This window comes from Streptomyces sp. NPDC002324 (assembly GCF_053593335.1).
In genome coordinates, this window is sequence record NZ_JBSFCF010000045.1 from 46,391 (window position 1) to 72,649 (window position 26,259).

The 26,259-nt window shown below is 69.4% G+C and carries 25 protein-coding genes; 14 read left to right on the forward strand and 11 right to left on the reverse strand.

Annotation, left to right across the window (positions count from 1 at the left end; all coding sequences use genetic code 11):
* Window positions 1–40: 40 nt before the first annotated feature.
* The 7 genes from ACWCRJ_RS38025 to ACWCRJ_RS38055 all read left to right on the forward strand — a co-directional run bounded on the left by ACWCRJ_RS38025 (window position 41) and on the right by ACWCRJ_RS38055 (window position 9,120).
* A complete protein-coding gene (locus tag ACWCRJ_RS38025; RefSeq protein ID WP_450943576.1) occupies window positions 41–1,786 on the forward strand; it encodes a hypothetical protein in 1,746 nt (581 codons plus the stop codon).
* Complete coding sequence (locus ACWCRJ_RS38030; RefSeq protein WP_450943577.1) at window positions 1,783–2,118, forward strand: hypothetical protein; 336 nt, start codon at window positions 1,783–1,785, stop codon at window positions 2,116–2,118. Before ACWCRJ_RS38025 ends, ACWCRJ_RS38030 begins: the two co-directional genes overlap by 4 nt.
* Complete coding sequence (locus tag ACWCRJ_RS38035; RefSeq protein ID WP_450943578.1) at window positions 2,115–2,510, forward strand: hypothetical protein; 396 nt, start codon at window positions 2,115–2,117, stop codon at window positions 2,508–2,510. Before ACWCRJ_RS38030 ends, ACWCRJ_RS38035 begins: the two co-directional genes overlap by 4 nt.
* Window positions 2,507–3,808, forward strand: coding sequence for an exonuclease domain-containing protein (locus tag ACWCRJ_RS38040; protein WP_450943579.1), 1,302 nt, complete (start codon window positions 2,507–2,509; stop codon window positions 3,806–3,808). Before ACWCRJ_RS38035 ends, ACWCRJ_RS38040 begins: the two co-directional genes overlap by 4 nt.
* A 1,270-nt stretch (window positions 3,809–5,078) precedes the next feature.
* Window positions 5,079–5,387 (forward strand): hypothetical protein, encoded by a 309-nt coding sequence (locus ACWCRJ_RS38045; RefSeq protein ID WP_450943580.1) that lies wholly within the window; start codon window positions 5,079–5,081, stop codon window positions 5,385–5,387.
* A 41-nt stretch (window positions 5,388–5,428) separates the two neighbouring features.
* Window positions 5,429–6,862, forward strand: coding sequence for a relaxase/mobilization nuclease domain-containing protein (locus tag ACWCRJ_RS38050; protein WP_450943600.1), 1,434 nt, complete (start codon window positions 5,429–5,431; stop codon window positions 6,860–6,862).
* A 14-nt stretch (window positions 6,863–6,876) separates the two neighbouring features.
* Window positions 6,877–9,120 carry a hypothetical protein gene (locus ACWCRJ_RS38055; RefSeq protein ID WP_450943581.1) on the forward strand — a complete coding sequence of 748 codons (2,244 nt, stop codon included), beginning with the start codon at window positions 6,877–6,879 and terminating at the stop codon, window positions 9,118–9,120.
* A gap of 186 nt (window positions 9,121–9,306) precedes the next feature.
* Here ACWCRJ_RS38055 and ACWCRJ_RS38060 read toward each other — a convergent pair whose 3' ends face one another.
* The 8 genes from ACWCRJ_RS38060 to ACWCRJ_RS38095 are packed head-to-tail and all read right to left on the reverse strand — an operon-like array spanning window position 9,307 to window position 17,433.
* Window positions 9,307–9,858 (reverse strand): DUF4913 domain-containing protein, encoded by a 552-nt coding sequence (locus ACWCRJ_RS38060; RefSeq protein WP_450943582.1) that lies wholly within the window; start codon window positions 9,856–9,858, stop codon window positions 9,307–9,309.
* Window positions 9,855–11,630, reverse strand: a complete 1,776-nt coding sequence (locus ACWCRJ_RS38065; protein WP_450943583.1) for a type IV secretory system conjugative DNA transfer family protein — start codon at window positions 11,628–11,630, stop codon at window positions 9,855–9,857. Before ACWCRJ_RS38065 ends, ACWCRJ_RS38060 begins: the two co-directional genes overlap by 4 nt.
* Window positions 11,618–13,063, reverse strand: a complete 1,446-nt coding sequence (locus ACWCRJ_RS38070; RefSeq protein ID WP_450943584.1) for an ATP/GTP-binding protein — start codon at window positions 13,061–13,063, stop codon at window positions 11,618–11,620. Before ACWCRJ_RS38070 ends, ACWCRJ_RS38065 begins: the two co-directional genes overlap by 13 nt.
* A gap of 25 nt (window positions 13,064–13,088) precedes the next feature.
* Window positions 13,089–14,588 (reverse strand): SCO6880 family protein, encoded by a 1,500-nt coding sequence (locus tag ACWCRJ_RS38075; protein ID WP_450943585.1) that lies wholly within the window; start codon window positions 14,586–14,588, stop codon window positions 13,089–13,091.
* Complete coding sequence (locus ACWCRJ_RS38080; RefSeq protein WP_450943586.1) at window positions 14,575–15,900, reverse strand: hypothetical protein; 1,326 nt, start codon at window positions 15,898–15,900, stop codon at window positions 14,575–14,577. The genes ACWCRJ_RS38075 and ACWCRJ_RS38080 overlap by 14 nt, the downstream gene beginning before the upstream one ends.
* A gap of 17 nt (window positions 15,901–15,917) precedes the next feature.
* A complete protein-coding gene (locus tag ACWCRJ_RS38085) occupies window positions 15,918–16,673 on the reverse strand; it encodes a hypothetical protein (protein WP_450943587.1) in 756 nt (251 codons plus the stop codon).
* A 23-nt stretch (window positions 16,674–16,696) separates the two neighbouring features.
* Window positions 16,697–16,987, reverse strand: a complete 291-nt coding sequence (locus ACWCRJ_RS38090; RefSeq protein WP_450943588.1) for a hypothetical protein — start codon at window positions 16,985–16,987, stop codon at window positions 16,697–16,699.
* A complete protein-coding gene (locus ACWCRJ_RS38095; protein WP_450943589.1) occupies window positions 16,984–17,433 on the reverse strand; it encodes a DUF6668 family protein in 450 nt (149 codons plus the stop codon). The genes ACWCRJ_RS38090 and ACWCRJ_RS38095 overlap by 4 nt, the downstream gene beginning before the upstream one ends.
* Before the next feature lie 331 nt (window positions 17,434–17,764).
* Between ACWCRJ_RS38095 and ACWCRJ_RS38100 the strand changes: the two genes are divergently transcribed.
* The 4 genes from ACWCRJ_RS38100 to ACWCRJ_RS38115 are packed head-to-tail and all read left to right on the forward strand — an operon-like array spanning window position 17,765 to window position 21,041.
* Window positions 17,765–18,214: a helix-turn-helix domain-containing protein gene (locus ACWCRJ_RS38100; RefSeq protein ID WP_450943590.1), complete on the forward strand. Its 450-nt coding sequence runs from the start codon at window positions 17,765–17,767 to the stop codon at window positions 18,212–18,214.
* Between the two features lie 13 nt (window positions 18,215–18,227).
* Entirely contained in the window at window positions 18,228–19,247 is a 1,020-nt protein-coding gene (locus ACWCRJ_RS38105; protein WP_450943591.1) for a C40 family peptidase, read from the forward strand.
* Window positions 19,244–19,906, forward strand: coding sequence for a hypothetical protein (locus ACWCRJ_RS38110; protein ID WP_450943592.1), 663 nt, complete (start codon window positions 19,244–19,246; stop codon window positions 19,904–19,906). The genes ACWCRJ_RS38105 and ACWCRJ_RS38110 overlap by 4 nt, the downstream gene beginning before the upstream one ends.
* A 10-nt stretch (window positions 19,907–19,916) precedes the next feature.
* Window positions 19,917–21,041 (forward strand): hypothetical protein, encoded by a 1,125-nt coding sequence (locus ACWCRJ_RS38115; protein ID WP_450943593.1) that lies wholly within the window; start codon window positions 19,917–19,919, stop codon window positions 21,039–21,041.
* A 75-nt stretch (window positions 21,042–21,116) separates the two neighbouring features.
* On the opposite strand, the gene ACWCRJ_RS38120 is transcribed toward ACWCRJ_RS38115, so the two are convergent.
* A complete protein-coding gene (locus ACWCRJ_RS38120; RefSeq protein ID WP_450943594.1) occupies window positions 21,117–21,350 on the reverse strand; it encodes a hypothetical protein in 234 nt (77 codons plus the stop codon).
* 221 nt (window positions 21,351–21,571) lie between these two features.
* On the opposite strand from ACWCRJ_RS38120, the gene ACWCRJ_RS38125 reads away from it, so the two are divergent.
* The 3 genes from ACWCRJ_RS38125 (at window position 21,572) to ACWCRJ_RS38135 (ending at window position 25,305) form a co-directional block, all read left to right on the forward strand.
* Window positions 21,572–22,321 (forward strand): ParA family protein, encoded by a 750-nt coding sequence (locus tag ACWCRJ_RS38125; RefSeq protein WP_450943595.1) that lies wholly within the window; start codon window positions 21,572–21,574, stop codon window positions 22,319–22,321.
* A 1-nt stretch (window position 22,322) separates the two neighbouring features.
* The gene (locus ACWCRJ_RS38130; protein ID WP_450943596.1) at window positions 22,323–22,820 is read left to right on the forward strand and encodes a hypothetical protein; all 498 of its coding nucleotides are present in this window, start codon (window positions 22,323–22,325) and stop codon (window positions 22,818–22,820) included.
* 412 nt (window positions 22,821–23,232) lie between these two features.
* Entirely contained in the window at window positions 23,233–25,305 is a 2,073-nt protein-coding gene (locus ACWCRJ_RS38135) for a hypothetical protein (protein ID WP_450943597.1), read from the forward strand.
* A gap of 75 nt (window positions 25,306–25,380) precedes the next feature.
* Here the strand turns inward: ACWCRJ_RS38135 and ACWCRJ_RS38140 are convergent, their stop codons facing one another.
* Window positions 25,381–25,602 (reverse strand): DUF397 domain-containing protein, encoded by a 222-nt coding sequence (locus ACWCRJ_RS38140; protein ID WP_450943598.1) that lies wholly within the window; start codon window positions 25,600–25,602, stop codon window positions 25,381–25,383.
* A 2-nt stretch (window positions 25,603–25,604) separates the two neighbouring features.
* A partial coding sequence (locus ACWCRJ_RS38145) for a DUF5753 domain-containing protein (protein WP_450943599.1) occupies window positions 25,605–26,259 on the reverse strand: 655 nt, incomplete at its 5' end.

Here is a 26,259-nt window from a genome sequence, read left to right on the forward strand (position 1 = left end):
CCCGGCCGCGGGCCCCATCCCGAAGGAAGGCACCGCACCGATGAGCACACCGCCCACCACCGAGGATCTCGGCGAGAACCCCGGCGGAGAGGAGGAAGAGGCGCCCCACGGCTACTGGCCGGGCCCCTGCAAACTGTGCGGCAAGGCGATTCCCCGGGAGAAGCCCGCCGGAGCCGGGCGGCCGCCGGAGTACTGCAGTCCCGAGCATTCCAACGAGGCGAAGCAGGCCCGCGCCCGCGAGCGCAACACCCCCGGCCTGCCAGGGCAGCTCAACCGTGCCGAGGAACTCCAGACCCGTATGGAACAGGTCGTGGACGACCTGCGCCGGGACCTGGTGAAGATCAGCAACCCGGAGGGGATCGAGGCCCGGCTAGCAGCCGCTCGGGCGGCCGCCGCCAACGACGTGGCCCAGGCCAACCAGACAGCCGCGAACGCCCGCAGCGAGGCCGCCCAGGCCCGCGCGGAAACCGAACAGGCCCGGTTGGAGAAGCAGGCGGCCGACGCCGCCGCAGCGCGGGACCGGAAGGCCAAGGAGGACGCAGAGAAAGCAGCCGAGGACGCCCGCAACGCCGAGCGCCAGGCCGTCACCGACAAGGAGCGTGCCGAGCAGCTGCGCGACGAGGCCGTACGTCACCGGGAGACGTACAAGCAGGAGGCGGCCCGGGCCGTCGAGCGTGCCGATCGGGCGATGACCGAGCAGCAGCAGGCCGAGCAGGCCCGTGTGACAGCGGTCGCCGAACGTGATGCGGCCCAGCGGCACGCGGCCACCGAAACGGGCCTGCGCGAGGCCGCCCAGCGCGAGCGGGCGGGCATGAAGGAGGAGCGGGATGCTGCCCTGGAGACAGCGACCGCCGCGACCCGTGAGCGCGCGGACGCCGTGGCCCGGTTGGAGACCGCCGCACGCGATCTCAGCGAAGCCAACCGCAAACGCCTCCAGGCCGAGGACGACCTCGACCGGATCACCCGTGAACGAAACAACCTCACCGAGCAGCTCAGGGAAGTACGCGAGCAGCTCGGTGAGGAGAAGTCCCAGCGCCGCGATGCCCAGACCCAGGCAGACGCCGCCAGCCGCCTGGCCGACAGCGAGAAAAGTCGTGCGGACAGCGCCGAGACACAGCGCGCCCGTCTGGCCACGGAGGTCGAGGACCTTCGCCAGGCGCTCGACGAGCAGCGCACCCGGCTGACCGGACAGGTCGAGGACCTGCGCACCCAGCTCGCCGGGGAGAGGGCCGGCCGCCTGACCGCCGAAAGTCAGCTCATCGTTGTCGAGGGTCGGGTCCAGGCCGCCGAGCAGCGGGCCGACTCCGAAACGCGCCGCGCGGACACCGCCGACGCGGGCCGTGACCGTGCCGAGGCCCAAGCCGCCCGGTTTGAGGAGCAGGCGCAACTGGCCACCAGTCGGCTCGAAAAGCTGCGCGAGCAGATGGCTGAGGACGGGGCCCGCAGGAAGCGCCGGAGCGCCGCGGAATCGGCCGCCCCGGAGACCCGCGAGGACGAGCCGCAGTCCCCGCTCTCCCCGGTCGAGGCGGAGCTGATGGGGGCCGCCGCTCCGTTCCTCGACGGGACGAGGCCCGACGGCATTCCCGATGACGTCCGGACGGCACTCAACCAGCTGACGGCCGCGGCCACCGCTGGCACCGAGGCATCCCTACCCGGCATCCGCCGCTACGTCGCTGACCTGGCCGCCCGGCGCCTACGCCTGCCGGACAACGCCGAGGGCCGACGGCTGCGCGCCGCCCTGGACGCGTTCATCGCATCCCAGACCGACGAGGAGCACGACGCATGACGAGCAACCGCACCCCCCGCACCGTCCTCGGCCAGGACGCCTACAGTCACGCGCTGTACGGCGTGCGCAACGTCGTCGGCAACGCGCGCGTCCCGGTTTCGGACGAGGTGATCGGCGAGATTGTCGCCGAGGTGCTCACCGCGGCGGGTCTGCTGGTCCCGGCGCCGAAGCCTGCCCCGGGAAAGTGCGCCTCTTTGTGGCCCGACGACTATGGCGACTGGTGGCAGTGCGATCAGGACCCGCACGACGAAGGGCGTCATCTGGCGGGTGACTTCGGATGGCTGGACAGCGACCCGGAGGCGATTCCGTCGACTGCGGGCGCCGTCCGGTGACGGGCCGTGCCAACCGGCATCCCGGTACGTGCGGCAGCTGTGCCACGCATGTGCCCGCCGGGGCCGGTACGTTGGTCCGCGAGCAGGGCCGTTGGGTCGTGCTCTGCGCCCACCACCCGACCCTGCCGGACGCTCCGGTGACCGCCCTCTTTCGGCAGCGCGCCGAGGAGGAGAGGCCGTCCGCCGAGGTGCGGGTGGTCGGGACACCGGACGAGTGCGAGGCGCTGGTGGAGGCGTTGAGGAACGCCCCAGGCGTGAGGGTGACGGGTGTCAGCGACTCGTGCGAGCGGCGCGACCCGAGCGACTCCCGAACGAGCGTCTATGTCAGGGCAGAAGTCGCCCCGGGCCTGTTAGCCGTCATCCAGCGCGAGAGGGAGGCCACGGAGTCGTGACCACCGCACAGAGCACCGCTGAGAGGGTCCCTCCTCAGGCTGTCGACCACTACCAGGGTCTGCCCGTCTACGAAGTCCCGGTTCCGGTGAATCTGTTCACGCAGACCCAGCTCAAGGAGCGCCGCCGCAAGCGCGCACCGGGGCAGAAACCTGCCGCCTATCTCCGGTTTCAGCCGCCCTACCGGCCCGCCCGCGAGGTACCGCTGTACCGGCTCGACGAGGCCCAGGAAATGCGGCCCCTGTCCGCCCTCCAGCAGCGGCAGCGGGCCGCTCGGCGGACGTGTGTGCTGTGCGCCGCCCGGTCCGAGCGTCCGTTGCCTCACCGCGCTCACCCGTGGCTGCCGGTCGAGGGACGTGTCTGCGACGCCTGCGACCGCGATCGCGAGGAGCTGTGGCGCCGCACCTGTTGGCGCTGTCAGGCGACTTTTCCAGAGCCGGAGTTGGTGGGTGCCACCCGCACCTGCGGCGGGTGCCGGTACACCGTTCGCCGGAGTGAGAACGTCGTCCGCCGCCTACTGCATCGGCACTGCCCCGACTGCACCGTGCAGACCGCGACCCGCGCCGAGGTCGAGGCCGCCCAGGCCGCCGACCCGTACGGCTGGCCCGACGAGTTCCCCCGCCTGTGCGCTCCCTGCGGGACCGAGCGCCGGCAGAGGGCCGAGGAGATCCGGAAGGAGGGCGAACGTCGGCGGTGGTGCGAGCTGGGACCGGTCCGCGAGTGGGCCCGCGCGGTCATGGCCGATCCCCAGGCGTATGCCGTCCTCGACCTCGAAACCACCGGCCTCCACGGCGATGTCCGGATGGTCGAGATCGGGATCACGGACGCAGCCGGCGCGATGCTCCTCGCCACGTTCGTACGGCCCGGCATTCCCATTCCGCCGGAGGCTTCTGCGGTTCATCGCATCACCGACGATGATGTGCGAGAGGCGCGTGATTTCGGCGAGATTCTCCCCGAGCTGACGGCCGCCCTGGACGGTCGCCAGGTGATCGTATGGAACCAGGCGTTCGACGCTGGAGTCCTGCGCAACGAACTGGACCGGTACCACCGCGAACACACCCCGACGCTCCCCGGAACCCTCCAAGACGACACGATCCACCCGAGGGCAGAGGAGTGGATGGCCGGCCAGCAGTGGAGCCGATGCGCCATGCTCGCGTATGCCATCCACGCGGGAGAGTGGTCCCAGCACTGGAATGACTGGTCATTCCAGCGGCTCAACGGGCCTCACCGCGGCCTGGGGGACTGTCTCGCAGTGGTTCAGCGCATCAGGGAGATGGCCGAGCGGCCGGACCCCTTTTAGCCCCGGGAGACCGCGGCCCGCTCACCACCATCCCCGGGTAGGCGGGCCGCAGTCTCTTCGTCGCGATGCCGTCCTCACGATGATGCGCGCGCCGACGCGGAGCGACCTCGCCGAGCCCGGCCACATCGCGGCAGCAGGTGCTCCCTGCCAGCCAGCTCCGGTGAGATGGTCTGCTCACGCAGGCGCATCTGTGGCGGTGGCAGTACGGCGCCAAGCCCTCGACGGTCCCGGCGGACGGCGCTCCGAGCCCCTGCCCGCCGCCCCTCCCCTCCCCGCCGGCCTTTGAGGACGAGCACAACGACGAGGCTCGCACCCGGCATGTCCCCCGCCATGTAAACCCCGGCGAGTAGCCGCGGCTCGTTGAGCAGGTTCCGGACGGGCGAAAGGGCCCCGCCATGGAGCGCGGGACCCTTCAGACCGGGGACTAGATCACAGGGACGACTGACTCACTCCCGCGATGAAAAGGAGATGGGCCCGCCTTGCGGCGGGGCCCATCGTGCTGTGGAGATATCCGGCTCAACCGATTCCAGGGCGAGCGGGCTCGTCCGCCACCGGCGACGGAGTCGTCTGCTCAGGCACTGCGGGAGCTGAGCGGCTTGCCGAGGAGGATGAGGCAGGTTTGCTGCCTCGCGCAGCGGCTCGTGGTCGGCCCGGCGCCTTCACCCTGGGTTCCTTGAACGACATCCGGCGGATTTCGTCCGGGGTCCATGCTGCGGTCAGATCTACCCAACTACGCGCAGTCGCCCGCTCCAGCTCTGCGAGGTGCTCGCGCGCCGTCGCCTCAGCGGCGACGTTCGCGGCATGTGCGTCGACCAGATCGAGCCGTTGGCGCATGAGGGATTCAGCGACGCTACGAGGTGACTGTGATGACGAGTTGTCATTGGCCATAGGGCCCAGTGTATCGAGTTCGCTGGACCGCCCACTAGGCCCGACCCGACCCCAGGACACGGCGCGACCCGTCCTACAGGTGGGCCCATTCACGCCGGTAGTGGGCGCTACATCTGCGCGCATGTCCGACAAGGGTTTCTCCGAAAGAACCACAGCAACTCAGGCCCAGCAAGCTAGACAATCAGATATCTGATTGAGCTTGGCAGTCGCCTGGCGGCGGCGACTGCTGGCACACTGGCGTGTGGTCCCCACAAGTGGGGTCGCTTCGCTGAGAGGGAGGACTGAGGGCGTGAACGAGAGGACGTCGGAACGTCGGCCCGTGCCCCCCGGCGGTCGGAGCAGACGGGAGAAGGGCGGCCGGCCCCACTCCGCCTACGTGCGGATGAGTGACGAAGAGTTCGCGCTGATCCAGGGGCGGGCCATTGCCCTTGGGGTGAGCGTCCCCCGTGCTCTGGTCGAGGCGGCCACCGGAGTTCCTCCGCTCACCAAATCCCAACGGCATGCGCTTCACCAGGAGCTGACCGGCGTCAAGCTGTTGCTGGCGAACTTGACGAACAACGTCAACCAGATTGCTCGGAAGCTCAACAGCGATGTGGACGTGCCCACGCGGGAGATCCGCGCCGTACTGGAGAGAGCTGCGGTCGCGGCCGGTCGGGTCGACGACATCGCCGAGAGCTACCGCACGTCATGAGTATGCCGAACGTCACCCGTGGGAATGAATCCAAGGGCTTGGTGAAGTACCTGTTCGGGCCCGGGGACCACAACGAGCACGTGAACCAGCGACTCATCGCCGCATCGGCCGACATCGTCGCGCCCGGCGCCCCGTACTTCGAGGGAGAGGGCGAGCTGAAGCGCCTTGCCGATGAGCTTGACGCGCCACGGACCCTGTTCCAGACGGAGATCCCCGACGGGTATGTCTGGCACTGCTCGATCTCGCTGCCGCCGGAAGACGGGCAGCTGACTGACGAGCAGTGGGCCGATGTCGCCCGGCGATTCGTCGACGGCATGGGGTTCTCCGAGGCCTCGGGGAAGGCGCCGTGCAGGTGGATCGCAGTGCACCACGGACCGAGCGTCAACGGCAATGACCACATCCATCTCGTCGTCAATCTCGTGCGGACGGACGGGACCAAGGCGGATGTGTGGCGGGACTATTCACGAGCGCAGACAGTGTGCGATCAGATCGACCGTGCCTTTGGCCTGCGGATCGTGGAGGGCCGTGTCAACGGGCGTGCGATGCCCGGAGTCAAGCGAGGTGAGAGAGAGTCGGCTGACCGTCGAGGCATGCCGGAGCCGGCCCGGCTCACCCTCGCTCGCCGAGTCCGGGCGGCGGTCGCGACTGCCGAAGGCGAAGCCGACTTCGTCCGCAATCTCCGAGCCTCCGGAGTGATCGCCCGGCCGCGCTACGCCGCCGGCGGACGCGATGAGGTAGTGGGGTACTCCGTAGCTCTGCGAACCAGCGATTCCGGTCCGCAGATCTGGTACGGAGGCGGCAATCTGGGCAAGGACCTGACTCTGTCGAAGCTGCGGGAGCAGTGGCCGGACAGTGACCCGGCTGAAGCCGTGTCCGTGTGGTCGTCGAGGGCCGGTCGACGAGGACGTATGACGAACACACTCTTGCGGGACGAGGCGGCCTGGGAGATGGCGGCGCAGCAGATTCAGCAGGTGCGTGAGCAGTTGAAGGCCGTACCGGTCGAAGACGTGGTGCGGTGGTCCCAGGCTGCGCACGAGGCATCCGGTGTGCTGGCTGTACTCAGTGCGCGGATGGAAGGCGAACGGCCAGGCCCTCTGGCGCGGGCAGCCGACGTTCTGGCACGGTCGGCTCAGCGCACCAGGGAGTTCCGATCCGCCCCGCTGACCGGACAGCCGGGCCAGTTGAGAGGAGCCGCTATGGCGGCGCACTACTCGCGTACATCCGTCGCCGGGCAGGTGGCGTTCGTGATGGCACTACGCAACACGCTACGAGCCATTCACACCATGCATGTGGCACGGGACGAGCGCGACCAGGCCCGCCAGATCGAGGATGCAGCCCGCGGGGATCTGTACCGGTGGCAGCAGAGCAGGGCGGCGATGCAGGACAGCCCCGGAGCGCTGCCGCTGCCGGGAGTTGAACAACACCGTGGTCCAGGGCAGTTCGGGCCGGAACGCGGTTCTGGTGAAGGCCGTTAAACGGGAGGGATTCAATGGCCGAGGTGTATGACCGTAACGCGAGCGAGGTGTATGCGGCCGGATCCCAGCTCGGCGGTGATGTGGCCAGGCTGACCATCCTGGTCGCGACGCTCATCGCCGAGCGCATCGTGGAGGAGCGGCGCCAGCGGTACGAGGCCGCACAGCGGGACGCCGAGGCGCGGGCCGCGCAGATGGCCGAGCGGCTTCGAGCGGAGCGTGCCGCCGTTCAGCCTGTCCTGAGCGGAGTTCACCAAGAGCGGTTCTGGCGGGACGCTGACCCCCGTCGCATCGGGCAGGCCTGGCAGGCTGCGAGTGAGTGGGCGGCGAGCGATCCGTATGCCGCGTACACCCTCGAAGTCTTGCGCGAGAATCTGCGTGAGCGGTTCGGTATCGAGACGCCGCACTGGCCGGTGGGCGGTGGGGAGCTGTCGCGGATTCTGACTGTGGCTGATCCCGAGTTCCGGCAGGTTCTGCAGGAGGCCCGCAAGGCCGCCGAAGCCGAGCGCGAGGTGTCCTACGTCGTCCTCGTCCGCGACCTGAATGACCCTTCGCGTGTGGTGTCGCGCAGTGAGATCCGGGTGCCGGCAGGGATGCCGGTGGACGCGGTGGCCGGACGGGCCTATGCGGAGTGGGCCCGATCCGCGGCCGGCGCTGAGGCGAACGACCGTGGAGAGCGGTATGCCGTCGAACTCGTTGAGAACACCGGGGACCCCAGGGCGGCGCACGTGCCCGCCGCAGTGCTGCGGGGAGATCGGGTAGAGGAGGTACTTGCCGAAGCCGAGTCGTGGCGGCGGGCTGCTGTGGAGGGTACTGAGCAGGCCACAGACAACGAGATGATCTACGCGCTGGCTGTCGAACTGGACCGGCTCACGGAGGAGGAGGACCGGCGCCTTTCCCGCCGATCGGAGTATGCCGCCCGTTTGGAGACCGAGGGTCTTGACGACAGGACCCGTTCCCGGCTGGCGGGGAACGTAGCCTCGATCGACGAGGGCCTGCCGGGACTGCGGCAGCAGCAGGCGGACACCGCGCTTCGGCTGGCCGTCGTCACTGCCACGCTGCGAGGCGAGAACCCGGGGCACGTCGTTGACGCGGCCCGGCTCCGCGAGAGTCTTGACGTGGAGTGGTGGGAGACAGCCAGCGCCGCGGAGATCGCAGGGGCGTGGCGGTACGTGGAAGGGTGGCAGGAGGGCCAGGCCCGGGACGACGCGCACAGTTTCCTGCGCGGGAGTCTGGCCCAACATCACGGCCTGGAGGTCCCGGAGACGATTGACGCCGACGGGGTCGCGGCACTCTTCGGCGGCAGCCAAGCGCCCGGTCCGGCGACGCGGATCGTTGCCCAGGGCGAGGCCCTGCGCGCGCAGGCTCAGGAGCTGTTCGCCGAGTCGTACAGCGCGTTCGAGCAAGCCGCGCGACTCAATGACAACGCCGGGCGCCTGCCCGAGGGGCACCCTCAGCGCACCCGGTACGAGCAACAGGCCAGCACCTTGGTGACGGAGGCGATGGCCGTCGGCGGCCAAGGCCTGGCGATGCACGATCAAGGAGTGTGGCTCAGCGATCAGGACCTCGGAGTGAAGGCACAGGCATTCCAGGGCAGGGGTGCTCAGGTGACGCAGAATCTCGCGGACGAGTACCAGGCCCGTTGGGGTAAGCCACTACACCCCGAAGCCCGCCAGCGTCTCGCTGCCGTCGTGCAGGAAGTCGCAGCCGACGCCCAGGCCTGGCAAGTGCTCGCCTCGCCCGGCAGCGCGAACCCCGCCGAGGTCGTCACCTCGACCCGGGTTGTCTCCTCGGTGTCGGTGGTGCGTCAGGAGCCGGCCGTGACCGCGCGGCGAGTGCCGTTTCACGCGTTCACGGCAGAGTGCCGCAAGTTCCGCACCGGGGAACGGACGCTGCCGCCCGGCGCCGACGTCTATTCGACGGTCTGGGAGGAACTCGGACAGCCGAAGAGCACGCGGGAGCCCGGCAGCGGCGAGACCGGACGGGGCACCGATGCCGGTGCCGACGAGGCAGCCGGGCAGAGGGCGGAGGAAGAGCCGAGGGAGTTCGAGGCGGACCCGAACGCCGAGCGCCGCCAGGCCGCTGACGCCGCACTCGCCGAACTGGGTGACACGGAGGTTGCTGAGGCTGTCCGGGTTGCCGCACAGGCCTTCCCGGAGGGTGCTGAGGCCGCGACCGCGGTACCGGCGGCCCGTGGGGCCCGGAGCGCGGGGAACGGCCGCGAGTCGGGCCGTGAGCGAGGGGCAGGCATCGAGCGGTAGCCGGTTGCCGGAGGCAGTGAAAAGGGAGTGGGGGCAGACCGAGAACGGTCTGCCCCCACTGCTCTGCCCTCCTTCACGCCGCGACGTGAAGGGTTCGCGTGTGCACGAAGGGTTCGCGTGTGCACGCGAGATCGGGGGCTCTGGCTGTTCACTCCGGCCCCACCGGCCGGACGACGGGCGGTGTCGTCAGCTGTCGGTGTCGGTGTTGGAGCTGAACGCCGGGGACAGCCACAGAACCGGGTCAGCCGGCTTCACCGGCAGTGGCGGTGACGGCCGGGAGCTGTGTCCGTCCTTGGGGCTGCACCCGTTGAAGGGGCCGTTGTCGGGGTCGAGCAGCACCCGCATGTGGGGGTCGGCGTGCTGGAGGAACCAGGTGGACAGGCCGAGCGCCGGATCGTGCCGCAGGTTCTCCCAGGCTCGCCAGATGGCGGTGATGCGCTGGAGGGCTTCGGGGTGGCGCCACCACTCCGGGCACCAGACGGCGGAAGAGCCGTTGATCTTGCGGCGGTAGGTGGGCGCGAAGTAGTCGGTGACGAAGGCCTCCACGTGTGGGAAGACGAGGGGAGGAGGCTTCTTCTTGCCGCGCTTCTTCCCTTTCTTCCCAGCCGGCTTGCCGCCGTCCGGCTCTCCGGCCGGAGGGCCTGCCTCCCTCTCCTCGGCTGGTGTGCCACCATCCGCTCCCTCGCCCCCGGAGGTGGGGGCGGGCGCGTCATCCCACTCGTCGACGATGTCCGTCACGGCGTGGCCCCCGGGTCGTACTTGTTGAGGGAGGCGGTCACTTCGGGTGCCCAGTCGTATTCGAACCAGGGTTTGGTCTCAACCAATGTGGTGCGGGTCTGCGAGACGAACAGCACGGCCCGCCCGGAGGGGACCGCGGCAAGGTCCGCAGCGCTGAGGATCTCTTCCTGGCGGCTGCCGATCGTCGTCGACACGTTCGAGGCGAACGGGTTGCTGGAGTGCCCGCCCGGCTGGCGGGACTTGGAGTAGGTGAGCGGCTCGAACTGCCCGACCAGGGCGGAGATCCGGGAGAAGAACCGGTCGTCGCGGCCACCGCCGCCGTAGCTCGTGACGTTCGCTGTGGCCCACAGCTTCTCCATGCCGTACTCCCCCCACACCGTCACGCCCTGGGCCCAGCTCTGCAGGATTGTCATGAGGTTGATTCCGCGCGACCCGTAGTGCGAGTACATGTCGGGCAGGTCGTTCCACTTGCAGATGTTCGCGGCCTCGTCGAGGACCGGCAGCAGGGGCCGGGCCAGACGCCCGTTCGGCGACTGCATCGCGAACTCCTCGGCCGCCTCGCAGATTGCCACCGTCAGCGCGGTGACGAGGGCGCCGGCACTGCCGGTGCCCTCCCGTGAAACGAGGTACAGGGTGTCGGTGCTGCGTACGTACTTCTCCGGCCGGAACGCCCGCCGTTTGGTCAGGTTGCCCTCGTCGGGCGGGGTCACCCAGCGCGTGACCTTCGGATCGCGCAGACAGGCCACGTTCTTCATCGCTGTGCCGTAGACGCCGGAGCGCTGTTTGTCCGCCGCGTTGAGGACGCTGTGCAGGCCCTCGGCTGCCGCCCGGTAGTCAGGGCCGGCTTCTTCGAGGATCAGATACGGTTCGTCGTCACGCTGGTTGGACAGCCAGCGGTACACCTGCGTGATGGGCCGGTTGTCGAGGCGGGCGGCCAGCAGCATGTTCGCCACCAGTTCCTCGCCGGCGGGGTCGAAGTAGGCATCCGTCTGGGCGCCGGGGGCGCGGGTGTCGGCGGCGAAATGCGAGGCGAGGCGGGCGGCTTTGGTCATGTCGGTGACGTAGGTCAGCGGGTCCCAGAACCAGCTGGGTTCCTCGCCGAGCAGCCCTTGGAAGTCGGCCACCCACACCTCGCCGACGCGGGAGCGCGGCAGGCGGGTGGCGTCGACGAGGTCGCGGCGGTTGGTGGTGCACAGCACCGGCGCCTGTCCGTGCCGCATGACGGCCGGAATGGCGAGCGTGGTCGTTTTTCCGGAGCGGGTGCCCCAGATCGCCAGGTAGGTGTCTTCCGCGCTGCCGTAGAGCGGCTGACGGCCGATCACCGACCGTCCGAGGTACACGCCGGGCGCGACACCTTCGGCGACGCCGAGCCGGTCGGCTTTGGCCAGTACCGTGCGTTCGCTGATCTTGTCCAGGTCGCGGCCCTTGCCCATGTGTCGGGCGGCGGCGTCGATGGGCTTGCGTCGGGCGGAGGCACGTCGCACGGCACGGACGATGAGGACGGCGACAGCGGCCAGGGCGACGAGCTCGGCGACGAGGACGGCGGTCGACCAGGCGCCGGGCCACCGGTAGGTGCCCTGGGCCAGGTTGAACAGGAGAGCGAAGGGGTTGGCGGGCGGGGCGGTGGCCCCGGTGAGGGCGGCTCCGGCCGCCGCCGAGGTCCAGGCCATGCCGACCGCCAGGAACGCCGCCGAGGCCGCGCCGACCATGACGGGGCCGCTGAGGTCCCGGCCGGGCCCGCGACGCTTCGAGGTCGAACTCACTTCGTCCACCGCCGGTTTGTGTTGTTGACCTCCAGCTCGCTGGGTGTCAGATCGACGTGGATCGGGATGCCCGGCCGGCCACCGACCTTGATCAGGAAGTTTCCGCGGCCCGGGGGTTCGGCCTTGCTGTCCCATCCCGGGGGCGTCGACCAGCCGGTGACCATCTGCTGTTCCGCGCTGGTCATGTCGACGACCTGCGTCAGCCGGGGCATCTCGTCGCGGGGCAGACCGCCGCAGATGACCATGCCGGAGCGCTCCACGAACCCGGAGGCCTTGAGCCGGTCTTCCTCGGTGGGCAGCGCCAACAGGTCCTTCATGGTGTGGGTGACCATCATGGTGCCCACGCCGCGCTGCCGGTTGAGACGGGTCAGCGCGTCGACGCGGTCGACCAGGCCGCGGCCGGCCCGCAGCACCCTCCACAGTTCGTCGAGAACGAGGAAGTAGTGCCGCTGGGGCTCCAGCCCGGCATCGGCGAGGGCCTGCGCGGCGGCGACCGCACCGAACCCGTAGGACCAGCAGGACAGCAGCGCGGCCGCCTGCAGCAGTTCCTCACCGTCGTCGATGCCGGAGATGTCGAAGCACACCGGCTTGTCCCGGCGCATGGGCTCACTGGTGTGCTGGGAGAACGTCGTTCCCAGCCGCCCGGACCCCAGCAGGGACGTCAGGGACGACTCCAGGGCCTCTGTGATGTCGCGGTACCGGTCGATGCTGCCGCGGTCGAGGGCGACCGCTCGCACGTCCTCGGGCGCGTCCTTGATGACCTGGACGAGGTCGCCGAGGACGGGGGTGCCCGTGTGCCGGTCGTCGAGCACGCGCAGGGCGGCCGCGAGGATGGTTTCCTCGCGGTCCGAGGGCGGTGCCGACCGCAGAATGGTGATCAGCGCCGAGACCATGTTGAGTCGGCGGCTGTGGACGTCGGCCAGCAGAGCCCGCCGGGCGTCGCCGGTGAGCCGCGCGGCGACGGCCGAGCCCTCGCCGGGGTCGAGGACGTTGAGGAAGCCCCGGCCCGGCCCCAGGGTGATCACCTGCCCGCCCAGGGCGCGAATGAGGTCGACATAGTCGGGCTTGAGGTCACCGAAAACCATCGGCAGAGCCCCGTATCCGGCCAGGCCCAGGGCCATGCGGCGCACGACGGTGGATTTGCCCAGACCGGGTTGCCCGAGGACGAAGCCGCTGGGGTTGTGGATCAGCTGTGCGCGCATGAACCAGGAGATCGGGTCGCAGCAGACCGTGGAACCGGTCAGGATGCTGCGGCCGAGCGGCACCCCCATCATCGGGGTGCCGGAGCCGGCGACGTACGGCCACAGGCCGCAGGCCTGGACGGTGGTTGCCCGCCACTCGGGGTGGGGGGCCACGAGACGTTGGGCGCCGCCGCCGGGCCCGGCCCAGCCCCGCAGTCCGGGCCGCCGTGGGGGCGGAGCTGTCGGCTTGGTGGACGCCACGGTGAGGGCTCCCTTCCGGGGAGGGTCAGAGGTTGTCGCGGATGGCGGCGGGCACCAGCAGGTGAGCCGGCAGCACCAGGCCGATGGGCAGGACGGAGGCGAACGCGGAGGCCTGCGCGCCGGTGACGATCCGCAGCCGGATCCGGGCCCGGGGGGCCAGATCGTCGACGGCGGCTCGCGCGCGGGGCAGATCCTTGTGGTCGGCGACGGTGGCCGTCACGGCGAGGGAGAACCGGGTGACACCGGCCCCGAGTGCCTCTTCTCGCGCGGCCTGTTCCGCCGCGCGCAGAGCGACGGAGGCGCGGGCCTGCGCGGTCCGCGACTGGTTGGAGCGGAAGCGGGCATCGAGTTTGTCCTGTTCGACGATCCGTGCCGCCTGCGCCGGGTCGTGGGGACGGTAGTAGAGGGTGACGCGTTTGCGGGCGATGTCCTCGCTGGGGGCCAGCAGCCCGCTGAGGACGCTCGCGAAGACCTCACCGCGCGGTGCTTCGGTCATCTGCCACGTCACCGAGACACCGGTGTCGTGGCGGTAGTGGTCCCAGGCCTCTTGCGCACCGGAGGGGCCGACGTCGCTCCACTCCAGACCGGTCCCGCCGCTCGCCCGCGCTTCTTCCACGAGGGTGGCAACGGCGGGGTCGTAGGCGATGCGGACGGCTTCGGCGAGTTCCTCCGCCGTCATCGGGGTGGAGGTTCCCGCCCCGGTGGAGGCCAGGGAGTCGCTCAGGTACGGCAGCCGGTTGCCGAGCAGGACCGCCATGGCGGCGGCGTCCTTGCGGTCCTGTCCCCCGCGGGCGGCCCCGGAGTAGGTCAGCGCCACACGCGTGGTGATCTGCGCGGAGCCCGACGGGTACTCCTTGAGGACCTCGCTGAGCATCTGCCGGGCCAGGGGCGGCGCGTCCTCGGCGAGGTTGCTGGTGACCTCGTGGGAGAGCCGGATCCCGGGGTCGGGTGCCGTCTCCACGGTCACGCTCGCCCCGACCAGGCCCGGTTCGTGGGCGAGCCGGCTCAGCCAGCTCCCCCAGTGCGCCACCCACTGGTCTACCTGTTCTTGGTCGACGAGCGAGGCACCGTCGGCCTGGCAGTCGAGGACGACGACGTGGTGACCGGTCGTGGGGTAGCTGAGCAGGGCGAACGGGCGACCGTAGGCGTCCTGGGCTTCGGTCATGGTGGATGCGGCGGCCAGGCCTGGCAGCGTGCATGTGCCGTGTCCGGTGCGTCCCAGGGGGCCCGACTGGTAGAGGTGGGCGCCGGTTTTGACGGTCCGCCGCCAGGCCCATCGGGTGTGCAAGCGAGTCAAGACGGTCCTTCCGTGCCGGTCGCGGAGGGTCAGAGGGGCGAGGACGAGGGCCAGGAGCAACGCGGTGATTACAGCCAGCAGGAAATCCACCAGCGTCATGGCGACGACCACCAGGAGGCCGCCGACGAGCATGACCGTGCCGCCGAGGGACAGCCGTCCCAGTCCGCCGCGCTGCGGCGAGCGCCAGTTGCCGTAGGTGGGTTCCTTGTGAGCGTCAGCCGCTGCCACGGGGGCCTTCCTCGCTTGTCTCGGTGTTGCCGCGTGGGGCGATCAGCTGGGGTTGGCCGCCGCCCTCGCGGGTGCTGGCCCCGCTGGGCACGCTCGCGGGCTGCGGGGCCTGGCCGCCGGTGCTTTGGCTGCGGGCCCCGTGGGGGGCCTGCGCGGGCGGGGCACCGTCGGCCTGTTGGGGAGAGGGGGCGCCGGTGGGCTGAGTGCTCGGCGGCTGAGGGCTGCCGCCCGGTGCTTTGGAGCCCGGTGCGGCTCCCCGGGCGCCGCCGGCCATCTTCGAGCCGGTCGCGCCCGAGGCGCCCCGGCCCGCGCCAGTGGCTGCGGCCGAGGCGCCGCCGGTCTTGATGGCCACGGCGCCGGAAGCGATCGCACCCACCCCGCTGATCACGCCCGATCCCGAGCCCTGCCCGCCCTGGGCGACCGCGTCGACCAACGGGGTAGCGATCCGCATCAGCGCGGGCAGGGTCAGCGCGGCGAGGATCAGCAGGACCACGCCGGAGATCTGCACCATCAGGTTGGTGTCCTCGGCCGAGTCGCCGCCCTGGGTCAGGCTCGCGAAGCCCGCCGCGTAGACGATCGCCGCGACGGGCTTGTACAGCACGAACGCCACCAGCCACCCGGTCGACTTCTTGAACCAGGCTCGACCGGTGGGGGTTCCGGAGGCGGCCGCCGCCAGCGGCAGCGTGGAGACCAGCACGATCAGCATCGCGTTACGGGCCAGCATGAACCCGATCTGCGCGATGGAGCCGACGATCAGCAGCAGTGCGAAGACCAGCACCAGGCCGAGGATCTGGCCCTTCTGGGGGACCAGGATGCTGCCGGTGACCAGCTTGTTCATGAAGGCTTCGTTGCAGGCTTTGGTGGCTTCGGTACCTCCGCCGCACTGCGTCGAGGCGTTGACGATCCACACCGAGAACTCGTCTCCGGCCGTCAGGAGAACGTTGACGACCGCGACGGCGGCCCCGCCGGTGAGGATCACCCGCAGCATCGCCACGGCCGCTTCCTTGATCGGTTCTGACCGTTGGGTCCAGGCCATGTGCCCGGCGGCGATGAGCAGGGTGAGGGCCGACACCCACAGGGTCAGCCACTGGGTGTGGGCGAAGATGAACCCGACCGGCCCGCCGTCAGAACTGAGCTGGGGCGAGTCCAGGCCGAGCCAGCTCGTTGCGAGGGTCTCGATCAGGTCGGCGGCAGCGCTCGCGAACGAGTGGACGATGTCGCTCCAGGCATCGTTGGCGGCTTCGGTGACCTCCTCGCCGACGGAGTCCTTGGCCTTGCAGGCCGCCCAGATGGCCGGGACCTTGCCAATCATGCTGTCGCAGACGCCCATCAGACACCGCCCCAGTCGATGAAGCCCTCCGCGGAGGAGACTGTTCGCTGCTGGGCTGTGCTGGACACCTCGTACTGCCAGTCGCCGTCATGCCAGCGCATCACGGCCGTGTTCACCCTCAGCGCGCCGTCGGAGAACCGGGTGAGCAGCTCGATCACGGCCGTGTCACCGCTGTAGGTGACGAACCGGAAGCCGGCGAACTGTCCGAGCTCACCGGGGGCGGGGTCCGGCAGCGGCGAGGAGCCGAGCTGTTCGCGCAGCGCGTCGAGCTGTTCGTCCTTGGCGTCGCCGTAGGTCTGCTGTTCCCACACCTCCACCCAGTTGCTTGCGAGCATCGAGCGGATGCTGATCTGCGCGGCGGCCATCAGGGCGCCGGTGGGGGTGTGCGCGAAACAGACGGTCATGTCGCCGTCCGCGGCGGCCGGCCCGGCCGTCTTGGAGACGGGCAGGGCGACCGTGCGGAACAGGCTCCAGGTGGTGTTCTGCGGGGCGGCTGTGGGCACCGCGGTTTCCTTGTCCGCCGGCTCGGGGCAGTCACCTTCGGCGGCCGGCGCGGATGAGGTACCGGCGGGCGAGGACGCCGGAGCCGGACCGGAGGCCTCGCTGCCGCCGTCGTCGCCGGTGCTGACGACGACCAGGACCCCGAGCAGGATCACGACGACGAGGAACAGGCCGGAGATGACGAACCAGCGCTGTCGGAACGGGTGATCGGCGCCGGGCCCGGCAGGCCCACGGCCGTCGATCGGTGCAGACATGACAGTCCCCTACGTGGTCGAGGTCAGGTGAGGAGGCCGACGATGCTGGAGGCCGAGCCGACGATGAGGCACGCCACCATCACCTTGCCCAGGCCCGACATCGCTTCGTACCCCTCGCCCTGGCGGTAGGCCATCGCCAGCTTCCCGGCGACGATCATCAGTCCGACGATGCACAAACTGGCGACGCCCCAGGCGATCCAGTTCATAACCTTCACCAGACCCTCCGAGCCCGGGATCGTCTCGGGAACGGGGTCGGGCAGAGGCGAGGGGTCGGCGGCGAGGAATTCGACCGTCGCGGAGATCAGGGCACTCATTGGGTTCTCCCCGTGGGGCTGAGGTGACGTGCCAGGTCGCGCTGGAGGGCGGCGAGTTGGCGGGACTGGTTGGCGGCCGGGGTCTCCCCCAGCCGCCAGGCGTCCATCCACGGCACCGTCCAGGTGCGCGGAAGGCCGCCGCTGACGAGATGGAACAGGTCCTTGAGCTGGCGGGGCAGCTTGCCCGGTGCGTCGGCGACGACGACCAGGCCGAGCAGGTCGATCCCCTGCACCTGGCCGGACGCCCACTGCCGGGCGGCGAGCTGAGCGGCGGTCAGCCCCATGACGTTGGAACGGCACACGAGGACGACCGGGTGGCGAAGGTAGCCGACCGGCGCGGGCCACATGCGTCCGGCGTCGTAGCCGCCGGGGAGAGCGTGCTGAAGGCTGGTGACGCCGGCTCCGCCGTGACAGCCGAGCCAGGCCCAACCGCCCTGCGGGGCCACCGATGCAGGAGCAACGGGCAAGCCGTACTGCGGCGGCGGGACAGCCCCGGGCTGAGGGCCGAGCGGACGCCCCAATTCATTTGCCTGTGCAACCGGGTGTGCGGTAGTCACGTCTCGTACATCTGAACTCGGTTGAGTCAGCCACGGATTCGGCGAATCACTCGCCACTGCACGCCCCCTAACCTCTTCGCGATGTGCGAACATTCTAGACCTAGTGCTATCTGTCGTTGCAAGATGTTACGTGGCCACAACAGATCGCATCTATCGAGAAGTTGATGCTCTTTCGGTATGAAGTGTCACGGGGGTAGACGTGTGACTAGGATGCGCGGACATGACGGAACGCGAAGAGCCCTTGGCAACCTATGCGGTTGTGCTGACAACGGCGGAGGTCGCCGAGATCCTGCGGGTCAGCCCGGTACATGTCGCGCGGCAAGCCGAGCGAGGCACGCTCAGGGCGTTTCGCGTCGGGACCTCCCGGCGAGCCGCCTGGCGGTTCGACCGGCGTCGCATCGCCGCAGTGATGGAGGGACGGTCCTGCGACGAGGAACTGCCCCCCTTGCTCGACCAGTTCCCCGAGGTCCTCACGGCCGGCGAGGTCGGCGATCTGCTCCGGTACGACCAGGCCACCATCGCCCAGATGGCCGCCAAAGGACTGCTGCCCGGGGCGTTCAAAACGAGCACGAGCCCGCGGGCGCCGTGGCGCTTCCGCACGCAGGCGATCACCGACCTTATAGAGGGCTCACCACCGACGGCCGCCGGACCGGACACACCCGCCACATGAGGGGGACCGCCCGATGACCGGCAAGGCAGGCGGGCCGCTCGCCGTCGGCGTCGCGGGCGCCCTGGGCATGCTCGTGGTCGGGCTCAGCATGCTCGGCGGAGCCATTGAGAACCCCGACGACAGCAAGCTCGCCGGGAGTTCTGCCGCGCTCAACGCGGACAACGTCCCGCCCGAGTACGTGGACTGGATCATTCGAGCGGGCAAGACCTGCGACGGGGTGAGCGCACCCCTGATCGCCGCGCAGATCTCCGCGGAATCCAACTGGAACCCCAACGCCAAGAGCCCCGTGGGCGCCCAGGGACTGAGCCAGTTCATGCCCGGCACCTGGGCCAGCTGGGGCGTGGACGCCGACAACGACGGCACCGCCAACCCCTTCACCCCCGCCGACGCGATCATGACCCAGGCCCGCTACGACTGCTGGCTGATGAAGAAGGTGCGCAGCTACAACCTCGACGGCGACCCCACGCGGCTGATGCTCGCGGCGTACAACGCGGGCCCCGGCGCGGTGGAGCAGTACAAGGGCATCCCGCCGTACATCGAGACGCAGACGTACGTGGAGCGCATCATGGAGCGCGTCGCGCAGTACAGCCGGATCGAGGAGGGCGAGACCGGCGGGCCACTCGGCCAGCGCATCGCCGCCCAGGCCAAGCGCTGGATGGGCACCCCCTACTCGTGGGGCGGTGGAGGTCTCAGCGGTCCCACCCGGGGCATCGCCCAGGGCGCCGGCACCGTCGGGTTCGACTGCTCCTCGCTCGTTCAGTACGCGGTCTACCACGGATCGGGCGGGAAGATCACCCTCCCCCGCACCAGCCAGTACCAGGCAAAAGAGGGCAAGGCTGTCTCCCGTGACGACGTCCAGCCGGGCGATCTGGTGGCGTTCAGCCTGAACGGCGGAGGCTTCGACCACATCGGTGTTGCCATCGGCCACGGTCAGTTCGTGCACGCTCCGCGCACTGGAGACAAGGTCAAGATCAGCAGTCTTGACGAGCCGTACTACAAGAGCCGCCCCATGACGATCCGGAGGATCGGGTGACCACCACGACCACCAGGCGCCGCGCCGTGCGCGCCGCCGCGGCCGCAGCCCTCGCGGGCGTACTGGCCACCGGGTGCGGCGCGTTCAGCGGCGACAGCGGCGACAGCGACGCCGCCCCTCCCAAGGAACCCACCCCCAGCGGCACCGGCCCCCACCCGCTCCCCCGCGACGCCACCGAGGCCGCCCCGCTGCCCACCGGCGCGACCGGCCAGCCCAAGGGCGGTATCCCCTACCCCGGCGACGTCGACGGCAACGACGCGAGCGCCGTCAGCAAAGCGGCCCTGACCGCGCTGACGACCTATGACACGACCCTCGACACCAGCCGCAACGACGCGGGCCGCCGTACGGCGGAAGCCGGGTGGTGCACCACGGCCTACGCCGAGCAGCTGCGCGCCGCCGTTTCCCGCTCTCAGCCCGGAACCGACTGGACGACTTGGGCCGCGCACAAGGCCTACACCAAGCCCCGCCTCACCCTCACCGAGGAGGCAGGCCGCCCCAACGACACCCAGACCACGGCCTACCGGCAGTGGACCATCGCGCTTACCCCCACCGGCCGCGACGGGTGGAAGGGCCCGGAGGAGGTCCACGTGGCGTTCGCGGAACTCACCCGCACCACGACGTCGAACCCCTGGCGGCTGAACGCCGTCACCTTCCAGTGAGGAGGACGCGATGACCACCCCGCCGGTGCCCGCCTGGCCCCGTTACCAGCTCACCGCCCAGGCCGACGGCACCGTGACCGTCACCGGACCGGCAGCCCCAGCCCAGCCGTACGCTGGCCGGGGCGAGGCCGTGACGGCCGTCGCGGCGATCGCGGCACGTCTCGCACCGCCCCGCGCGGTCCTGGCCGACGCGGTCGACGACGACGGCACCACGTGGCCGCTGCTGATCGACCCCGACGGCACCGTCCACGAGGCAGGCCCCGCCGTTCCCGCCAAGAAGGCCAAGGCCCGCAGGCTCCGGAGGAACGGGGAACGAGTCACTGTCGCCCCCTGGTCACGCCGCCGGGCGGAGAAGAGCGCCGCCCCGGCCCCCGAGACGGCGGCGGCCCCGACGGCAGATCCTGCGCAGCCCGCCGTACCGCTCCCCCAGCCCCCCGCGACGCCGTTCGTCGTCCCCACCGTCACGGAACCCGAGGACGACCGGACTGTCCGAGTACGCGGCTCCCGTACGGCACCGGAAGACGACGACTCCACCGTCCGGGTGCGCACAGCACGCCGTGCGGCCCACGTCGCCGAGCAGCACGAGCGGCCCGCCGAGGAGGCTCCGGCCCGTCAGCCAGCCCCGTCTGTGATCACGCAGCCCACCCTCCTGCCCGGCCCAGCCGCCCCGCAGGACCCCCGGATCTCCATGCAGCCGCAGATTCCGAGCTATCTGCGCGTGCGAGCCCTGGAACAGGCCGGACGTCTCGACGAGGCTCTGCGGATGGCGGCCGCCCTCGATGAGGCAGCCGCCCGCCAGCACGGCCCGAGCCATCAAGCCGCTCTCCAAGCGCGCGAAGTCCTGGCCCACCTCACGGCTCAGAGCGGCGACCTCCCCGCAGCGTGCAGCCTGTATCGGGACGTCGCCGAGCGGTGGGCTCTGCAGAACCAAGCGGCAGCCGCGGACGAGGCCGCCGGACGAGCACACGCCCTATGGCTCATGATCGGAGACGTGGACCAGGCCATCACCACCGGCGAGACCATCGTCCGGATGCGCGGCAACATCCCCGGTCCCCAGGGACGGGCGTACGACAAGGCAGTCCGACGCCTGGCTCAGCTCAGGAACAGCACCGCTCCCCCTCCTGCCGCACGCTGACACCAACGACGGGCGGAGGCCCGGACCGAAGTCCGGGCCCCGCCCTTTGTCGTACCAATCAGCCGCGGAGCGACGCTACGCGGAGGCTGGGAGCGTCATTCCCAGAACGGCAGCCGCCTGGTACCGGTCGACGTACCGATCTCCGAGCACCGCCGCCGCCAGCTGAACCAGCGGATCGCCCGTCAAGGTCTCCGCTACCAGCTCGGCCACCCTCTCCGCAGGCACGGTCATGACCTCCCGAACCGCGGCCGCCGCAGCAGCGCTAGCCAGCAACTGGATAGGCGTGAATGCGTCCTCACGTACAGTCATGTCAGATCCTCCACAGGGATCGAGGCCCCGACGGCGAGACGCACACCAGCCGACGTGGACCGAAACCATGAGGGGTCGGGTGCCAGCCCGGCCCCTCTTTGAGTTTGTGCAGGTCAACAGCAATTGCACTTGTGCATTTATACATGCACAAGTGCAAGATACGCTATGAGTGGACTGATAGTGCAAGAGGGGCGAGCACTTATGCCCGCATAATGTCGTGCATGCCTAAAAGTCTTGTGGAGTGGGCGGAGGGTACCGGCGGACAGCCGCCCGTCGTCGCAGCCGCTGCGTGGAAGGGGGGCGACGGTAAGTCCACCTTCGCCCGGGAGATTGCGTATCTGCTTGGTGCTGTCCTGGTGGATCTCGATTGGGACCGGGGTTGTAGCTCTCGGTCCATGGGCTACCGGTACGAGAAGTTCGTCCGGTACCCCTTGCAAGATGCCTTCAAGAACGGGACGGTCCCCAGGCCTGTCAAAGGGCGCCGGATGGCTGACCTCGTGCCGTCCTATCCCGGCTTGGTGGATGAGCAGCCGGAGAGGGAAGCCGTCACGGACGCCTTGCTCAAGTGGGCGCGCGAGTGGCAGCGTCCGGTAGTCGTCGACACACACCCCGGTGGCTGTGAGGCCACATACGGGGCCGTGAACTCGGCCAACGTCATCGTTGTGCCGGCGGTGCTGACGAAGGAGTCCCTCAACGCCCTTGAGGGAATGGTGGACGAGCTGACTAATCACCCGTTGCTCATCACCCCCAACAAGGTTTCAGCGCCGCCGTCTTGGGCGCGCAAGCAGTTGCGAACCATCACGAGCAGTCACGGCGGATTCCCCACAGGCCCCGTTGTTCACGATGAGACATGGCTCAGGAGTCGACGGATCAACGTCGCAGTGTCTTCCGAACCGGTGCCGAAGCGGGCCGAGCGATTCGTGGGCTCCATGGACGGCCTGGTGGATGCGGTGATCCAGTATGGCGAATAGCTTGGATGACCTGGAAAACGAAGCCGCTGCCCGCCGCCGTGGGGACGGGGGACGCCGCAACGCCGGCGAATCACGGAACCCTCGCAAGTCTGCGAGTGAGGCCAGCGAGACCGTCCGCCGTGAGGAACTAGCGCGACGTGAGCAGGAGCGGCTGAAGCGAGAGCAAGAGCGTCGGCAGCGAGAGGAGAAGCCCGAAGGCCTCTCGGTCAAGGAGGAGCCGGCCCCACCGCCCTCTCCTAGCACGCCTGAGACCGAAGCCGCGGCCGACAAGAAGCAGCAGCGGCCCAAGTCGATGCCGTTCTACCCGAACCCCGAGCACGAGACGTTTCTGTGGCGAGTCACCGAAGCCGGAGCCGCCCGGCAGGAGAGGATTCCTGCCACTGCGGTTCTGCGGCTCGCCCTCACCCGGCTTGAGCAGCAGATGACCCCGGGCGAGATCGTGCAGCTGCTCGGCGAAGCTGTGCAACCCGCAGGCAAGATGGGGCGACCCCGCAAGTAGAGCCGTGCACCGCTGTGCAACAGCTTGTGCAGCGGTGTGCAGCAGGGTGCGAACTGATCGAAGTGACGGGAGATTCCTATTGCACTTATGCATGTACAAGTGCAATATTGTGTAAGTGTGAAACTGGCCCTGTGCAGTATGTCGTGCAGGCCGCGCACCCCCTGTGCACCTTGTAGTGCAGGGCTGTGTGGCTACGATGGCGCCTTGTGCACACGGTTATGGCAGTGAAAGTGCACGCGCTTTTGATGGTGCACCCTTATGTACTTATGCATGCAAAAACACAAAAGGGCTCCGGGTTCGCTTTGGCGGGCAGGCCCGGAGCCGATGGCCGAGGAGAGGACTCCCCGATGCATCACCAGGGTACGGGCTGCACGGCCCGGCGAGGAACCATGGCTCAGGCGGGTGAGGTCGGATGACGCTCCCTGAAATCCCCGAGCTGTCGCAGCTCACGCACCAGATCGGCCAGGCCCCCTCATGGGCGATGTCTGCCGTTCTGGTTGCTGCCACCTTTGCTCTCCTGGCCCTCTATACCGTGATTCGGCGGCGGGGACGGGGCGGGCCCCATGCGCCCATCAGCGCCTCCCAGAACGGCCGGGGGGAGGCTGTGCGCGCGACCGTGGCGGCAGCCGGGCCCCTCGCCATTCTGGGCGCTTGCGGCATGCTCGTGTCGCTCTACGGCCTGTATGGGTTCGCGACTGAATCGATGGAACTCCCCGTCGTCTTCGCGGTCCCCTTCATGGCAATTTGGGACCTCGCTGAAGCCACGTGCTTCGTGTCCCTGTATCGATCCGCGCTGGTGGAAAGCCGCTGGACACGGCCGATGAGGCGTACGCGGCGAATGGCATGGGGCCTGGTCACGGCCAGCGCCGCGATGAACGCGGCCCACGCACCCGGCAACTGGGTGTCGATGGTGGCCTTCGCTCTCGTGCCGCCCGTCTCGGCGAAGCTCATCGAGCACGAGTTGGACAAGCAAATGTCCGCCAACTCTGATGAGGACGAAGAGGACGTCACCCCGGGCATGGTCCGGCTCTTGCAGCTCGGCTACGTGCACGTTTGGGCACAGGTGTTTGCTCAGCTGGGCCTCGACGCGACGAGCAGGGACGGGGTGATCCATCAAGACGCCCGTATCCGTCGAGCCGCACGCAAGATCCACGAACTTGGGATGGCTCTGGACCGAGCGGACGCCCTGCGCGAGGCTCCGGAAGTAGCCGGCGGTCGCAAGGCCCAGAGGGACCACGAGAGCAAGCTGAAGAAGGCCGCCACCGCCGCTGAGGTGCTTCGGGGGAAAGCCGAGTTGGCTATCGATGTCGCGGGCATCGCCGGTGATACCCCGGCTCAGCTGATGCTCGCTCGGCACCTCACTGCGCGGGGCCGGGTCGCTGACCTGGCACGTATGGACAAGGCCGATCCCATGGGCATGGTGGCCATGCTCGAAGACCTTTCGATCGTTCCCAGCGTCGCAGCTCTGGAGGAGGGCGCTCGCGCGGCTCAGGCGAAGAAGGAGCGAGAGCAGGCAGAACAGGCAAGGGACAAGGCTCTCGCCGAGCAGGCCGAAGCCGAGCGGGTGGCCGAGGAGATCCGCCGCCAGGCCGCCGACGAAGTTGCGCAGGCCAAGACGACCTTGGAACAAGCCCGAGAGGCATCGGCGGATGCTCGGCGCGGGGCGCAGGAGGCGGCGGAGAAGAGGGCCGAGGCCGAGGAGGTCTACCAGCGTGTTGAGGCCGAACGTGACCGGCTCGCGGGCGAGATCGAGCAGCTCAGGACCCGTGCGGGACAGCTCAAGACGAACGTGAAGGCCAGCGAGTCCCGCGAACGGGGACTTCGTGATGAGGTGAGCGCTCTCCAGACACGCGCCGACGAACTGCGCGACGAAGTCAACGGGCAACAGCGCAGAGTCGACGAGGCCCGCCTGAAGGCGAGGCGAGCGGAGGAGGTGCAAAGCAGTGCGGACAGCAATGTGGAGCGCGCTCAGCGCCGGGTGAACGAACTTGCCGAGCAGTACACCGCGATCGAGGGGCAGATCAGGCGGCTTGCTGAGCAGCGACAGGAGAAGATCACCGAGGTTGAGGACCTGGCCAGCGAGAAGGAGCAGGCCGAGGACGAGGCTCGTCGGGCAAACGAGCGGGCCGCCGCCGCACTTGCCCAAGCGAAGGAGGCCGAGGGACAGCGCAACACGGCCTACGTAGCACTCCAGGTAGCCCGGGACGAGTTGCTGGAGGCCCTCACGAGCCCGGAGGAGCCAACCGCCCCGCGTTGGACGAGTCAAGCCAAGGTGCGGGGCTGGGAGCTGTACCTGCACACGGTGCACACCGAGGGGCGCGAGCCCACAGACCAGGAGTTGGCCGGCGATGAGCGAGACGCGAGTACCGCCCGCCGTTGGCTCTCAGACTTCCGTGCGGAGCTTGCCCGCCACCAGGTGATTGCACTGCCTGCACAGCAGGGTGCACGAGACCGCACAACTGTCCGAGAGCCCGCGCTCGCGTAGGGAGGGCGACTGCACGGCAGTGCACACGACGAAGGGGGCCGTCTGAGGACGGCCCCCTTCGTCGTGTTCGATGATTCAGATCGTCCCGGCGGACACCCCGTTGACGAGCGTGGTGAAGGCCGCTCGGCTGAGGACGAGGTGCGGCCCCTCCGTGACCTTGGAATCCCGTACGGCCATGCAGCCGGAGTCGGCGGGCATATGTGCCACTTCGACGCATGCCCCATTCTCCGAGCTGGATGACGCTTTCCACCAGGTGAGGTTCTGAGAGGTGTCCTGGGGCGGGATGCAGCGGGTCATGATCAGTTCTCCTCTGCGGCGAGGTCGTTCAGGAGCGCCGCGGACTCCTCAGGATCGAGTGCACCCGCCCGCAGGCGGTCGAAGATGTCCACGAGCGTGCGTACCTGGCGGTCCTTCTCCAGGAAGGCGTTCCCGGCGTGGCTGTCCACGTAGCCGATGCGCGGGTCGGCAGGCCCGAATTCGAGCAGGCTGAACGCACCCCGGAGGCCGGGGTGGACGTCCTTGCTGGTGGAGGGATACACCTGCACAGTGATATTCGGCCGACTCGCTGCTTCCGCCAAGGCTTCGAGCTGGGCCCGCATCACCTCCCGGCCACCGATCGGCCGGCGCAGGACCGCCTCGTCGATCACAGCCCACAGCTCAAGCGGATCCTTTTCCTGCGCGAGCCGCTTCTGACGCATCATCCGGACCCTGACGAGCCGATCAACTTCCACGGGGTCCCGTCGGGGCACCGAGGCGAGCACGGCACGGGCGTACTCCGGAGTTTGCAGCAGGCCCGGGATGAATCCCAGCTCCCATTCCTGGATCGAGCGTGCGTCGAACTCCAGCCCGACGAAGACCCCTAGGCCGCTCGGCAGGACCTCCTCGTATTCGGCTTGTTCCCACCACCCGACCTGAGAGGCCGTCTTGTGGAGGGTGAGGATCGCCTCGCGCTCG

Excerpts from the sequence above, each read along its gene's own strand:
- ACWCRJ_RS38025 (WP_450943576.1), top strand. The coding sequence starts at position 41 with ATGAGCACACCGCCCACCACCGAGGATCTCGGCGAGAACCCCGGCGGA.
- ACWCRJ_RS38030 (WP_450943577.1), top strand. The coding sequence starts at position 1,783 with ATGACGAGCAACCGCACCCCCCGCACCGTCCTCGGCCAGGACGCCTAC.
- ACWCRJ_RS38045 (WP_450943580.1), top strand. The coding sequence starts at position 5,079 with ATGAGTGACGAAGAGTTCGCGCTGATCCAGGGGCGGGCCATTGCCCTT.
- ACWCRJ_RS38055 (WP_450943581.1), top strand. The coding sequence starts at position 6,877 with ATGGCCGAGGTGTATGACCGTAACGCGAGCGAGGTGTATGCGGCCGGA.
- ACWCRJ_RS38080 (WP_450943586.1), bottom strand. The coding sequence starts at position 15,900 with ATGATTGGCAAGGTCCCGGCCATCTGGGCGGCCTGCAAGGCCAAGGAC.
- ACWCRJ_RS38085 (WP_450943587.1), bottom strand. The coding sequence starts at position 16,673 with ATGTCTGCACCGATCGACGGCCGTGGGCCTGCCGGGCCCGGCGCCGAT.
- ACWCRJ_RS38090 (WP_450943588.1), bottom strand. The coding sequence starts at position 16,987 with ATGAGTGCCCTGATCTCCGCGACGGTCGAATTCCTCGCCGCCGACCCC.
- ACWCRJ_RS38100 (WP_450943590.1), top strand. The coding sequence starts at position 17,765 with ATGACGGAACGCGAAGAGCCCTTGGCAACCTATGCGGTTGTGCTGACA.
- ACWCRJ_RS38105 (WP_450943591.1), top strand. The coding sequence starts at position 18,228 with ATGACCGGCAAGGCAGGCGGGCCGCTCGCCGTCGGCGTCGCGGGCGCC.
- ACWCRJ_RS38115 (WP_450943593.1), top strand. The coding sequence starts at position 19,917 with ATGACCACCCCGCCGGTGCCCGCCTGGCCCCGTTACCAGCTCACCGCC.
- ACWCRJ_RS38120 (WP_450943594.1), bottom strand. The coding sequence starts at position 21,350 with ATGACTGTACGTGAGGACGCATTCACGCCTATCCAGTTGCTGGCTAGC.
- ACWCRJ_RS38125 (WP_450943595.1), top strand. The coding sequence starts at position 21,572 with ATGCCTAAAAGTCTTGTGGAGTGGGCGGAGGGTACCGGCGGACAGCCG.
- ACWCRJ_RS38135 (WP_450943597.1), top strand. The coding sequence starts at position 23,233 with ATGACGCTCCCTGAAATCCCCGAGCTGTCGCAGCTCACGCACCAGATC.
- ACWCRJ_RS38140 (WP_450943598.1), bottom strand. The coding sequence starts at position 25,602 with ATGACCCGCTGCATCCCGCCCCAGGACACCTCTCAGAACCTCACCTGG.